The organism is Campylobacterota bacterium (genome assembly GCA_040752835.1).
GTDB lineage: Bacteria > Campylobacterota > Campylobacteria > Campylobacterales > Sulfurimonadaceae > Sulfuricurvum.
In genome coordinates, this window is sequence record JBFMGG010000006.1 from 97,995 (window position 1) to 110,474 (window position 12,480).

The 12,480-nt window shown below is 47.8% G+C and carries 14 protein-coding genes; all 14 read right to left on the reverse strand.

What is annotated here, in order from left to right:
- Position 1 precedes the first annotated feature (1 nt).
- Positions 2–3,622: a phage tail protein gene (locus tag AB1763_04805; protein ID MEW5832137.1), complete on the reverse strand. Its 3,621-nt coding sequence runs from the start codon at positions 3,620–3,622 to the stop codon at positions 2–4.
- A complete protein-coding gene (locus AB1763_04810; protein ID MEW5832138.1) occupies positions 3,610–3,996 on the reverse strand; it encodes an NlpC/P60 family protein in 387 nt (128 codons plus the stop codon). The genes AB1763_04805 and AB1763_04810 overlap by 13 nt, the downstream gene beginning before the upstream one ends.
- On the reverse strand, positions 3,993–4,625 hold the full coding sequence (locus AB1763_04815; GenBank protein ID MEW5832139.1) for a hypothetical protein: 633 nt from the start codon (positions 4,623–4,625) through the stop codon (positions 3,993–3,995). The genes AB1763_04810 and AB1763_04815 overlap by 4 nt, the downstream gene beginning before the upstream one ends.
- Complete coding sequence (locus AB1763_04820; protein MEW5832140.1) at positions 4,622–4,960, reverse strand: hypothetical protein; 339 nt, start codon at positions 4,958–4,960, stop codon at positions 4,622–4,624. Before AB1763_04820 ends, AB1763_04815 begins: the two co-directional genes overlap by 4 nt.
- Positions 4,960–7,530, reverse strand: a complete 2,571-nt coding sequence (locus AB1763_04825) for a tape measure protein (protein MEW5832141.1) — start codon at positions 7,528–7,530, stop codon at positions 4,960–4,962. The genes AB1763_04820 and AB1763_04825 overlap by 1 nt, the downstream gene beginning before the upstream one ends.
- Positions 7,531–7,905: 375 nt before the next feature.
- Positions 7,906–8,352 (reverse strand): hypothetical protein, encoded by a 447-nt coding sequence (locus AB1763_04830; protein MEW5832142.1) that lies wholly within the window; start codon positions 8,350–8,352, stop codon positions 7,906–7,908.
- 90 nt (positions 8,353–8,442) lie between these two features.
- Positions 8,443–9,357 (reverse strand): phage tail tube protein, encoded by a 915-nt coding sequence (locus AB1763_04835; GenBank protein ID MEW5832143.1) that lies wholly within the window; start codon positions 9,355–9,357, stop codon positions 8,443–8,445.
- The gene (locus AB1763_04840; protein MEW5832144.1) at positions 9,335–9,502 is read right to left on the reverse strand and encodes a hypothetical protein; all 168 of its coding nucleotides are present in this window, start codon (positions 9,500–9,502) and stop codon (positions 9,335–9,337) included. Before AB1763_04840 ends, AB1763_04835 begins: the two co-directional genes overlap by 23 nt.
- A gap of 1 nt (position 9,503) precedes the next feature.
- On the reverse strand, positions 9,504–9,809 hold the full coding sequence (locus AB1763_04845; GenBank protein ID MEW5832145.1) for a hypothetical protein: 306 nt from the start codon (positions 9,807–9,809) through the stop codon (positions 9,504–9,506).
- Complete coding sequence (locus AB1763_04850; GenBank protein MEW5832146.1) at positions 9,809–10,090, reverse strand: hypothetical protein; 282 nt, start codon at positions 10,088–10,090, stop codon at positions 9,809–9,811. Before AB1763_04850 ends, AB1763_04845 begins: the two co-directional genes overlap by 1 nt.
- 2 nt (positions 10,091–10,092) lie before the next feature.
- Positions 10,093–10,554, reverse strand: coding sequence for a Rho termination factor N-terminal domain-containing protein (locus AB1763_04855; GenBank protein MEW5832147.1), 462 nt, complete (start codon positions 10,552–10,554; stop codon positions 10,093–10,095).
- Positions 10,554–11,585 carry a major capsid protein gene (locus AB1763_04860; protein ID MEW5832148.1) on the reverse strand — a complete coding sequence of 344 codons (1,032 nt, stop codon included), beginning with the start codon at positions 11,583–11,585 and terminating at the stop codon, positions 10,554–10,556. The genes AB1763_04855 and AB1763_04860 overlap by 1 nt, the downstream gene beginning before the upstream one ends.
- A gap of 10 nt (positions 11,586–11,595) precedes the next feature.
- Positions 11,596–11,955, reverse strand: coding sequence for a head decoration protein (locus AB1763_04865; protein ID MEW5832149.1), 360 nt, complete (start codon positions 11,953–11,955; stop codon positions 11,596–11,598).
- On the reverse strand, positions 11,955–12,470 hold the full coding sequence (locus AB1763_04870; GenBank protein ID MEW5832150.1) for a hypothetical protein: 516 nt from the start codon (positions 12,468–12,470) through the stop codon (positions 11,955–11,957). Before AB1763_04870 ends, AB1763_04865 begins: the two co-directional genes overlap by 1 nt.
- Between the last annotated feature and the right edge of the window lie 10 nt (positions 12,471–12,480).

Genomic DNA, 12,480 nt, shown 5'->3' on the forward strand with positions numbered 1-12,480 from the left:
TTTAATAAGATTGACTCATCCAGTTGATTGATCGAAGCACCCCTACGCCTCCGTTTTTGATTTGAACTGTGAACCCATTCAATGTTTGATCGCTCAGATGAACGTCGTCGTTTTCCTGAGCTGACAGAATCGTGATCTGGGTATTAGGTATTCCGAGGAACGGTCTGCTATAGGCAACCGTTATTCCTTCTGCAGGAACCGATAGTGCGTTTCCGCGTTCAGTACGATCCGGTACGTCTACCGCCCAGCTGAACGTATCGACTTTGATCGATATGTTTTGGTTTTTTGACTCAAAAAGGAGCCTCATTTTAAACATTCTACCTACATATTCAGTAGGTATAAATGCTCTCCAATCCCCAAATATTCCATCATTACCCGCGATTGCTATTTGTGGAAAAATAGACCATTCTGCCCCTGCATTGCCAATGATTGACGGCATCGAAGATATAAGCGGCCAGTTGCTCACTAGATCGATGACGTTAAACCCATATGCCAAATACGAACATGTGACGCTACATAGCTGCGCACTTCCGATATCAACGATATGCTCATCAGGGATGATATATTCACCTGACGGCATTACTCCGCCTGCGTACATGATGGAAGGAATGGTAGAGATCATTGGCCATTGTGATACATTCAGAGTACCTGACAATACCAAGCTTCCCCCATTGACCCACAGTCCTAACATATCGCCCGACCACAACTCGTGTTCATCAAACTGTGCAACATAATTTTTGACGATCTCAACCCCGGCGATTGTTATCCCTGAAGCCGATTCAGAATAGATATACTCGTTTAGGCTGCTGTCGTAATACCGTGCTTTGAACCAGTACGATCCTACATTTTGAGGGGTAAACTCATTAGACACCGATGCCCCGTATGATTGCCCGTTTTCCCATGAGTTTCCGTAGCGTACTTCGTACTCGATAGGCTTCCTGATATCTGTAACGTTATCCCATCGCAGAGTGACGCTCGATCCGTTGAAATAGTCGGTAAGGTTTTGAATATCGGGGAGCGGCACTACAGCTACCGACAAACTTATTTCTATCGTTTTATCACCGACTTGAAATCCGTACGTTCCGGCCGGAAGGTCCCGAATCTGGTAGTAGTTGTTTTTCGTATTTTCAATCAGTTCCCAGCCGGCACCATAAGAAATGTAGATATCCCATGATATAGCCTGACCTGCCCATATGAGGGTAACCACGTTTATGCTGCGGCCACTGGAATTCAGTTCTGTGTCTGAGGTTACAATAAGATATGAAACTTCTGCAAGATCGGATATATTGTTGACTTCGATGGTGTCAGTAGTGTCGTTATAAACTTCAGGGATGTACTCTATAGCATTGATCTTTCGTCTTTGATCCGACGATCTGTTGATTGTTATAACCCTGAACATTTTTGACACCCTGTTGGTGGTACCGAATGCATACAGGTCGTAACGCTGGGCATCAATCGAATTTGGCATAGGTAGAATGTCGGTTTCTGTAAAGGTATCGGTTGAGATTGATACGGTGTATCGACTGTCGTCTTTGAGCCTGACTGCTATTCCATATTCGACTCCAGGTAGAAGCGTTACGATACGATCTATCTGCATGAGCCGCGTGTTTAATACGGAGGCGATTACCCCATTGACCGTTGTGCTTTGGATAAACGCCCAGCTCATATCGTCGACCAATGAAGCTTTCAAAAAACGCCCTGAATACCCCCATTGAGGTACGTCATGCGATACGTCTATAATGTCTCCGATAGTACATGCGATAGCATCCACATCGGCTTCAAAACTGACGGTATTGGTTAGATATCTGTTTTTATTTAGCTGAAATCTGCCATGCCGAATGGCCTGAGCTCGTGAAGTACACCCGTACAAAGCGATCGAGGCTTTGCGTACTGTATCGGTGCTTTCATCAAATCCGTGCTGGTACAATTCAACGCTCTGGCGTTCATACTCGAGAGATGCGTCGTAATAGGTAATTTCGACAACATTGGATCGATCAGACAGAGGCAGATAGTCTTCCCTGAAACTGTCCTGGATGATATTGCCCATCGTGAATAAAAATCGCTGCACAGGAAGTATTTCTTCTTTTTCGATGAGCGGAGTAAATTCTGATCCGATTTGGATGATATTGGCTCGGCCGAGAAGCCCGACCATATTCAATGCATCACGGACATTTACTTCGCTATCGAAAACAATGTTGCATTCTAGATTTTCAGAGGTACACCATTGAGACCAAGCATCGAAAGCACCCTGGTTTATTTCCCCCCCTATGGTTGTCAGGATATTCTGAGCGGCTACGGATGGATTTGACGTATTAGCACCGCGATTAACTACACACGAAATCGTTGGCATCGAGCCTGATAGTTGGTCAGTTGCCAGAGCACGTATCGAAAGCAGGGCGGTGTTTGGATAGGTAAAATCATCATAGATTACCTCGGTGAACGATTCGAAAAAAACTTTATCCTGCATGCGCGACGAAGTGCTTTCCGTAGAAATTCTCTTCACGCTGATTTCATACTGTCCCTGCGGAAGATTGTCGACAGAAAAAGTGGATCTTAATGGTGATGTAGAAGCTCCACATACAACAGTGTTTGATGCGTACCCGGTCAAAACATTTGTTTCAACATACTCGCCCAACGCTTCATCCCAAACAACCTGAGTTTCATATACCGGGGAGTATTGCGTCAGACTTATCCATGCCGATGATCCGACCATGCGGTACTTAATGTCAAGCTCTACTTTCACATAGTCCAGGCCGCCTGTATTATTCGCATAGTACATCCCTGCCGGTGCTGCAACGACAACTGTAAAAGCGGACACATTGTTATATGACGTGCGTCTTATCGTTTCCGAAGTGCCAAGCTTTGACCCAACAGACGTATCGACTCTGGTATTGTCAAAAGATGGTATCAGTGATTGGTTATTGGTGCCGAGCCGAACATCATACGATACCTCTGAATAAAAACCTATGGGATTTCCGTTGATGTAAATATCACTGACGGATGCAATCTCACCATCATTGAGAGCGTACAACACATTGAGGTATTGCTTGTTTCCGCTTGTCTCTACATACTGGCTTATTACCGGAGGTACAAGCTTGGCTTTCCCATAAATGATCGGGAGAGGAACACCTTCATTATTCTGGTTTCGAGCGCTTTCCCATCCATACGTAGGAGAAGAACTCATATCTTCGATAGACCCTACAGATTGGGCCGAAGGTGCGAGTAGCGAGTTGATAAGCATCCCGCCAACCATTGCTACCGCCATACCGGCAACTGCGCCACCTACTGCAGCTGCAGTTGCCCCATACCCTGCTGCGGTAAGTGCTCCTGATGCGGCTGAACTTGCCCCCGCTGTAGCTACTGCCAACGCTATAGCGGCCACTACCATCATCGGATTTTTACCTCCTCCTTTTCCAGGAACAGCCACAAAACCGATATGATCTTCCGGTTTGATGACATACTCATAGTCGTGGGTGATTGTCCCGTTCAGGGATACGACGACATCGAATTGGCAGTAGAACCCGTCGATGACGGCATAGATCGGTTTGCCAGATGGCACCTCTTTGATCTCACGGCTTCCGATCGGGTCGAACGGGTTGTGTACTGTGGTCAGGAGCGCCATCGGTGATATCCTCTCACGGAGTATTTGACACTCTCAAGGGTGACGATGTGTGAATGGATCTTGTTCAGCGTGTGGAGCACTTTGCCATCACCGACATAGACCCCGACATGCTGAACGATGCGCGGATGAGAGATATCCTGCGCCATCGCCACGACGTCGCCGAACTGCGGTTCTTCTACACGGTCCCACCGCTCACTGATCTCGCGCAGGTACGTTGCCCATACGCGGTTCGAGTGATCGGAGTGGACGCGAAGATCCGGGATCTCAACTCCGAGGTGTTCGCGGTAAAAGAGCCGAACAAGACCGTAACAATTCGCACCACTAAACGATGGCTCACCGTCGCCAAACGGTATCCCGATGAACCGCGCGATCATGAGAACACCTTTTCGAGCTTGCCGCCGACGGACGGATACCCTCCGAAACGGATAGAGTTGGCATGGCGTCTGCAGTCGGAGAGCGTTTTATTGCACGTCTTGCCTGCCGAGTTCACACCGCACTCTACTGAGCCGAATTTGAAGTGGCATTTGCGGGTAATCGCGTTGGGCGGCCAGCGTTTGACGTAGAGGTTTTTTTGAGTCAGGTTGAACACCATCGCCTGAGCGGTGGAGTTGAACGAGCTGATCTCGAAGCTCATAGAGCGGATCGAGTCGGTATTTGCTAGATCAGCTGTGCTGATGATGTGGATCGTGGCGACGATCGGCTGATGCGGATTCTCTTTGAGCCATGCGTCGTATTGTGTGACGTAGAGTTCCATTACCCGCGATGCGTTCGCCAGGGTGATCGCGATCGACGGTACCTCGTTGGTCGACGTCTCGCTGATCTCGTCGATCGAGAACGGGAACGCCTGCCATGTGATGCCGCGCCAGGTGATATTCTCGTTGTTGCGGATCAGGTAGATGGGAGATTCGAGCGACGGGATCGACAGCTCCAGGGCGATCAGGAACGCTTCATTGGAAGCGAGATCGTTTTTATGGTCGATGACTATGGAAGAGAGGGGTATCATGCTTCCACCAACGTAATCGATGTGTTTTTTCGGCTGTTAGAGATGTATTTGTAGTTCATTTTTCCATCGACAAATTTGACCGTGTGAGTCACTGATGTTTCCGGGTGTACGAATAGAAAACTTGACCCTACATTGGCATCAAAGAATGCTTCGAGCGTGTTATATTCAGCAAAAGTGATCGCATCGTAATTGAGTTCAAACGTGCGAATCCCCCTTGTGGCACCCCGTCTTGTTTGGGAAAAATTATTCTCGAACTTTGATTCGATAATGAGGAACTCTTTTGATCCACCTGTGCCGTTGATACGCGGTTTAGGGTTAGATGGGAATATGTTCATTATCGCACCCCTCTTATGGTGTCTCTCATACCGCCTTTATTCCGCGTGATCGCATCGAGTACGACGTTGACGATCATCGTCCCGCCGTCGAATGACGTGGATACGTTATCCTCTGATACTGGTGTGCCGCTGTTATTCTGAATATTGACGACAACGTTGGACGGAGTGGCCTTCACACCGAGCGATGAACCGATGCGGGTCAACGGCATAATTGCCTCTGGACCGGCTTCTCCAAACAGCGACATCGGTGCCATAGTCGGAGAAGATACGACCTGATTCGTAAACGCACCCCCGTTGGCGAAGGCGTAGACCGGCGCACCTCGGTTAAAGGCGTTTCCGTTCGCAGATGCGAACATGCCTGAAAACATCCCTGAAAAATCGATGCTGCCGATCGCAGTGGTCAAAGGCTGAGTGATCGAGTTGCGGATCTGCATCCGGATGATCCCCTCGATGATAGAATTGAAAAAATCTTCCGCTTTGAATTTTCCGGTCATGAACATATCAACCATCGAATCTTCCATCGATTTGAATGCGTCTTCGAAGACGGTGTTTAACTTTATGGTAGCGTCTTTGGTTTTTTCGAGCGATTTACGGAATGTCTCCTGATCCGCTTCGAGTACTCCGATCAGCTCTTCATTGGACAAAAGACCTGCTTCTGCAAGACGGGCGATCTTGTCAGACTCCTCGATATAAAACGCCGAAGTCTCATCGCCTACGGATTTGTAATAGTCAAGCATTGCGCTTTTTCCGCTTTCCCAACGCTGCAGTATCTTTTGCGTATCTTCGGCATCAGCAGTTGCGAATGCTTCCTCTGTGATTTTTCTGGATTCTTTCATCATACTTCCAAGCTCATCAAGCTCTTTACGGTTCAACGCCGATTTTGCTTCAGATACGTATCTGGCAATTTCTATCTCAGGCATTTTCTGATCACGCCACGCCTTTGCCTGGTCCTCGATAGATTTGATCGCTTTGTCATGATCAGATGCACTGATATTGAAGATAGTATCTTGAAGCGATTTGTAATTTTTGGCGTACTCTTCTGCGGATTTGGCTGCTGCTTTTAGCTCTTTATCGGTGGGTATGTAAGGCTTATTTGCCCCTCCACCAGATGGTTTAGCATTCGCGACTTCATGTAATTTTTGAAGCTGTTTTCCATATGTTTTGAGTTCATTCTCAATCTGAACTCTGCGGTGAAGCGCAATCCTTTCATTCCCAAAAAGTGATTGCATTATCGAAGGATTATTGATTGATTCATTTACCTTGTCAAGCTCGATAGTTCCATATGTAATCTTTGCCTGCAGTGCTTTTGCGCTCAGGTTTTCTACATCCACAGCGGTTCTTCTCACTGAATCACGCAGTTCATCTGCCTGATTTTTAAGAACTATACCTACGCCAACAATCGCTGCACCAGCGATAGCATATGGATTTAATGCAACTATTTTATTCCAACCGGACATGGCCACATTAGCAGCAACTTGTCTAGCAGTTAATGTCGTAACAGCCCCAGCACTTTTACCTACTGCCATACTATATGCAGTAGTAGTTACGGTAGATGCAGCAAGATAAGCATCATGAAGTTTTTGAGCTCCAGATAATGCAATAGTCCCAATTTTCCATGCCAAAATAGTTGTTACAGCTGTACCAACATACCCGACATAGTCTCCGATCTCTCCACTATGATCAGACAATACCACCGTTACCCCTGATATCGCTTCCGCAATACCGGTAGTTACCCCATGCATCTGATCGAACTCATGGATAGTGAGCCCGATTTGGTTTTGAAGATTAACAAGCGACTGACCGACTGTCTTTGGCATCTGGTCAAACTCTTCTTCGATAGCTTTTTTTTGCGTTAGGATCGCTTCATAAACCTTTTCAGCGGTAAGCTTCCCTTCCTCGCCAAGCTTTTTAAGTTGCCCTACACTTACTCCCATCCCATCTGCAATAGCCTCCGCCAGTCTCGGTGCCTGTTCTAACACAGAGTTGAGCTCCTCACCGCGGAGTACTCCGGATGCAAACCCTTGCCCCAACTGGATTACTGCCGCTTTTGCACTTTCAGCGGCAGCCCCTGAAACTATAAATGATTTACTGATGGCCTCCGTTACGTCGAGCGTTTCATATTGACTTTTGTTCATATCCTGCGTAGCCCGTGCAATACGAGCATACAGATCGGCGTTGCTCTCGAAGCTGGTCCGGCTTTCCTGCGCAATATCGAACAGATCGGCCTGCACCGATACGAGCTGCTGTGTGGAATCTGTGACAAGGCGTAAACGTCCCTCTAACAGGTTCCATGTGTCTGCCTGAGCGATGGCATCTCTGGCGAGATCACTCATATAGGACGATCCAGCCATAACGGCCTGGAAGCCAACATAAGCGTGTCCCATAAACCCGATGCGTTCAGACAGGTTATCTACCGATTTTGCTGCATCTGAAGTTGCCGACGAAACAGATCGCTGTGCCGATACGGCGCGCATCGATTCGCGCTCCATTTCGGAGAAACTTCGCTTAACGCTTTCTATCCCTTTGAGGTCAGATACGGTATTAAGTTTGATTCTAAGCTCTTTTTCCATATACTGCCTCCTATGAAATATTTATCTTCTCTTTTTAGAACAGCCGTGATCGGTTTTACGGCACCTTTTTTGATTGCAATTACGCTTATTTGGATATTTTTTACCCGTTAAGCTCAAATAGCATAACCCTCATTATTCGATAAACTTCGATTGGATCGTCATCTATCTTGGTTGCGTAATCTTTGACAATCTCATAATTGATCTCTGGACTTTTGAAGCCACTTTTAAGCGACAACGTAAAGCAATCGATCAGCATCTCCTCAGACTCACACTCAGGGATAAACACGGCATCTTCATCCAAACGGTGCAGATCATCCGCAAGATCAAAGCAGCTTTGACCTTTGCCGTACTCACGCGCAAACCGTTTGAGTCGCTCTACTTTCCCTTGCGAGCCTCATTAACGAGCTTTTCAATCTCTTTTACAAGTGTCATGTAACCGACATTATGTTCGTCAACATAATTTTTAAGTCGTTGTTTATCATCCCCCGAAACAGTCATCAAAAATCGAGACTCATACATATCGTTGAGCATTTTTTCGGTTTCTTCGATATTTTTTGGAGAAATAAGTGCTTCAGCATCTTCGATTTTGTCAAGAAGTTGCAGAGCCTCTTTATTCTGACTGTCCGCTTTGAGAAGCTGGTACCGCTCGATCATTCGACCGAGTTTTGTCTCGATTTCGCTCTGTTCTTTGACCTCAGATTCGAATGAACCGTACTTCTCTTTCAGCGTATCCTGCTGCTCTTTTTTCAAATTTGAAACCGTGACATTGAATGTGATCTCATCGATCTCCAATGCGATTGTTATAGTTGTGAACAAAGCCATTTTTTTGCCTTTTTATGGATTTTCCCGCAGGAAATTTTTTGATCAAAAAATTCATTGCCTTTTTGATGAGGGGATGGCTAACCCCTTGGATCACTTGTAGGTGATCGTGTAATTGTCGTTCCCGGCAGATGCCTGAGCGCGGAAGGTGCGGGAAATTTTGACGTTTCCGGCATCGTCGCTCTCGCTGACATCTTTGAGGATTGCATAGGGGATCGAGAGCTCGATCTGTGACCCAGCTTCACCAACTTGGATGATGATCTCCCGTACTGTTCCCGCTGCGAAATCGGTCCATGCAGCTTCATCGGTTCCTTTGATCTTGACCGCAGTGACAGTGATCGTAGGGTCGAAATCCTGCATGTAGTATTCGGCCATATTGATCGCGTAAATCTCATTGATCTGGTTGCCGAGATCAAAATCGAAGCTGTCTGCATTGAGCGTCGCACCCCCTACGGTCAGAACCGAAACTTTGGTTACCAGCGGAGCCGTATTAGTATCGAGCGTAACAATAGGGTTTTCTTCCGCAGTAGCGGCTGCATCAGCCATAAACCCTTTGACCGATACCGTAGCCGACAATGGCTCACCTACTTTCCCGCTGATTTTCAGATTTCCTGCCACACCGGTGAGAGCACGGACATACCCGTCGGTATAAACCTTGATCTGTCCTGTACCTGCACCGGTTCCGCCCGGCTTGTACTCGACCTTTGTCGCTGCTGTGACCGTTTCTGCAAGTCCGCAGATTTTGAGCAGCTCGTCGATGCTGGGGGCTATTCCTAGTGCAGACGCTTTTTTCATCTGTACAGGAATGTCAAACTCTGCATTGACCCAGTTGGGGTCAATGAATGTTTTGGTAGCACCCATCATCCCGTTACCCATGTCTTTGTAATCTCCGGATTTCACCTTCGGATTGACAAAAACGAGCCCGTTGGTTGTGATGACATCATCAGCAACCGGTGCGCCTCCTGATTTTGCCAGGACAACATTTTTAAGCGTCAGCTGATTCGACATAATCTTTTACCTTTCCTGTTTGTTTCAGAGCTTCGGCGGTGGCCGCATTGACCGTTACCTCTCCGCTGTATTCCAGATCGCTGAGGACCACCACCGTATTGTCCTCGATGACAAGCGTCACCGTTTCATCTTTGGCTCTTGCCATATCACACTCCAGACCAAAGCGTCGCTTTGACCATAAAATATTCGTGTTCCAATCCCTCGTTAAAATCGAGGGTACTTTCGGCAAACTCGATCTTCTCAGGATGGTTTAGATCACCCGCGTTGCCTATCGTCATCAATGCATTGACCATCGATTCACCGATATCAGCATCGCGCTTGACCTTTACTGCGAATACAACCTCTTTGAGCGTTGACGCGGTAGGAGTGCGTCGGAATACGAAAACATCCGCCGTCTTTACGATAGGACGAACCGCATCCGAAATCCGTATTTTTACGTCAGCTTCACTCATCATAAAGGCGTACCCAAAACGACCGTTTTTGATCCAAAACCGTCATCGTGCGGACCGCTTGCAACACCGTATGTTTTACCGTTTGCAACGATCACCGAATCAGCACTGATCACTACGCTCGACGCAACTTTAAGCACATTGACCAACTCTTCCATTTCGCCGGATTGCTCCAGCAAAAACCCAGATATCACTACCCCATCGATCGTTAACGAATTGGCAAGCTCTTCGGAGTTCATGAACACGTTTTCCATGTCAGCGGCAAGTTGGTCTTTGAGGCTCATCGTTACTCTCCGATGCTCGTCGCAATGATTTTACGGATAGTCTCGATATCCGAATCGTCTGGGAGCGTAATCCCTTCCTCTTCAGCCAGCTCGCGCAGAGCGTCTTCATCCATTTCGTCGATGTCGACAATGCCGCGATGATCTTCGATCAGCGCGATCAGCTCTTTTTTGTTCATACCGCTGTATTTTTCGAGACCGAGGTATTCACATACTTTTTTCAGGTCGTCAACTTTGAGCTGACTCAGATCATCCAGTACCGCCATCTCTTCAACAGAGAGTTCATCACCCTTTGGAGATGGTTGTGTAGATGAAGGTTTGAATGTCTCTTCTGCAGCACCGTGAGCCACCAGATACTCAGCATCTTTAACATCGATGTCTTTCCCGTTACCGACTACAAGCACCGCTTTGGCCTTATGCAGTTTTCCGCCTACTTTGGCGGAATTCATGAGTTTAATCGCTTCCATTAGTACACCTTCATAGAGACGATCGCATCGATCTCATGCGCGGCAGGAAGCGGAGCAGACTGAACCATCAGCCACGTTGCATCAGGATCCTCTTCGTCCCATGTCTTAGGGAACCGCGGGATAGCTGCGAATCCGGCTTTTTTGTCCTTGATCGCACCGTAGTGACGACGGAAATCTGCTTTTGTCGACGTGATGACGACCTGGCCGTCAGGGATCATCGGCTGCTCTACGCCGTTATCGTCGATGTACCAGTTATCGTAACCGTAAAGATCGAGCTGTTTTCCATTGACCGTGACATACCCGTAGTACGACACACCATCACCCATGTCTTCGGGCTTGATCATCCCAAGATCGATACGGCGTGTATTGAGAGTGTTTTGGACTTTTGCATGGTTCACGTACACATCCATAGTGGTCGTGTTCCCAATCATGACGTTTGCAGATTTTCCGGCATCTTTTGAGATCAGCTGTACGGCAGTTCCGATATCGCTGTTCGGATTTGACCCGGCATCGGTCCAGATGTCTGTTCCGGTTAACGTGATTTTATGATCTGCATCCATCAGCAGATCGATCCGGTAGTTCACGCCGTCGCCGACGACATCGACATACCCGTTTACAATTTGCTGACACGCCATCCACTCTTCGCGACGGATGATCATATCCTCAAGATCAGTGAGCTCTTCGGCAAGCTTCATACGGGCACGTTCTTCCGGAGACTGAAGTGCATACACCGATTCGCCGGCAGCACGGTTATTAACGATATCAGCAGATTCGAGCACTTTTTTAGGCTTGATATATGCCGGTTTATAGCTGTTGGTTGTAAATCCGAGTTTCTCGACCAGTTTACCTTCGACGCGCGGGGACTGGAACGGTGCCATACGGCGCTTGCCCTTGATGATGTCGATATCCACCGTCTCGCTTGTGACTGGTTCGGTTTTTGAGAACAAAAGGTCAAGTATGAACGACCCGGTCTTCTTTTCCTGGCGCATTGCCGCCGCCATAGCTCGTGATGCAAAAATACTGATTGCCATCGTTTACCCCTTATGCCGTTACGGCTGTTTTGATATAGATTCCGCCATCACGAAGCGCATCTTTTACCGACGCGGACGTATGCCCGGTTCCGAAGCTCAATGCGTTTGCGTTGAACTCTCCTTTGATGTAGACAGCGACATTGGTCACGTCCGCCAAGCTCGGATCGCAATCCTCTGCCAGAATAGCACTCGGTATTTGACTACCATCGACTGCAGCAGATGCAGACAGTATAAGTTTCCCTGTTGCAGTCACTTTTCCCAATACCGCACCGCGTTTGAGCGCTGTGCCTCCTGATGCGATCGTTACGATGTCGCAAACCGTCCGTGTCTCCCCGGCAATCAGATTGTCCGGTGTATATGTTTCAGCCATTACATTTCTCCTCTTGCTTTTTTACCGGCTTCGGCCATCGCCGCAACCGCTTTTTCATCATCCGACGTATTTGCATCCGCTCCGTCGGCTGAACCTCCACCCAATTCGACCAGATCTTTCCCGAGCGATTCGCCATCAGCGCTGTGTGCTGACGCCGTTTCGGTACGTTTTGAGTTCATCGCATCGAACATCTTGATCTTCACCTGCTCAGGAGTTACTTTGGTATCCGAAAGAGCCTCTCTGATGATGCTCTCATACCCTGGACGAGAAAGCGCCTGAATATCAGCGATCCGTTTTTGTTCGGCCGCTACTGCTGTGGCTACCGCCTCTGATTGATTGGCTGTAGCCCCGGCCATGATTTCAGCCACTACGTCCGGGTGAGTTTCCCGAAGCGAAGCCGCCGTAATCGTAATTCCTGTTTCGGCGCTTGCCGATGCAACAATCTCAGCAGCGACACTCGGGAATTTATCCTGAATCATCGCGGCGGTGATTTCGCTGTCTTTGTACATTGCCATTGATGCTCCT

Coding starts and splice junctions, on each gene's coding strand:
- AB1763_04835 (MEW5832143.1), bottom strand. CDS start 9,357: ATGTCGAATCAGCTGACGCTTAAAAATGTTGTCCTGGCAAAATCAGGA.
- AB1763_04830 (MEW5832142.1), bottom strand. CDS start 8,352: ATGGCTTTGTTCACAACTATAACAATCGCATTGGAGATCGATGAGATC.
- AB1763_04870 (MEW5832150.1), bottom strand. CDS start 12,470: ATGGCAATGTACAAAGACAGCGAAATCACCGCCGCGATGATTCAGGAT.
- AB1763_04840 (MEW5832144.1), bottom strand. CDS start 9,502: ATGGCAAGAGCCAAAGATGAAACGGTGACGCTTGTCATCGAGGACAAT.
- AB1763_04820 (MEW5832140.1), bottom strand. CDS start 4,960: ATGAACATATTCCCATCTAACCCTAAACCGCGTATCAACGGCACAGGT.
- AB1763_04850 (MEW5832146.1), bottom strand. CDS start 10,090: ATGAGCCTCAAAGACCAACTTGCCGCTGACATGGAAAACGTGTTCATG.
- AB1763_04815 (MEW5832139.1), bottom strand. CDS start 4,625: ATGATACCCCTCTCTTCCATAGTCATCGACCATAAAAACGATCTCGCT.
- AB1763_04825 (MEW5832141.1), bottom strand. CDS start 7,530: ATGGAAAAAGAGCTTAGAATCAAACTTAATACCGTATCTGACCTCAAA.
- AB1763_04805 (MEW5832137.1), bottom strand. CDS start 3,622: ATGGCGCTCCTGACCACAGTACACAACCCGTTCGACCCGATCGGAAGC.
- AB1763_04865 (MEW5832149.1), bottom strand. CDS start 11,955: ATGGCTGAAACATATACACCGGACAATCTGATTGCCGGGGAGACACGG.
- AB1763_04860 (MEW5832148.1), bottom strand. CDS start 11,585: ATGGCAATCAGTATTTTTGCATCACGAGCTATGGCGGCGGCAATGCGC.
- AB1763_04855 (MEW5832147.1), bottom strand. CDS start 10,554: ATGGAAGCGATTAAACTCATGAATTCCGCCAAAGTAGGCGGAAAACTG.
- AB1763_04810 (MEW5832138.1), bottom strand. CDS start 3,996: ATGATCGCGCGGTTCATCGGGATACCGTTTGGCGACGGTGAGCCATCG.
- AB1763_04845 (MEW5832145.1), bottom strand. CDS start 9,809: ATGAGTGAAGCTGACGTAAAAATACGGATTTCGGATGCGGTTCGTCCT.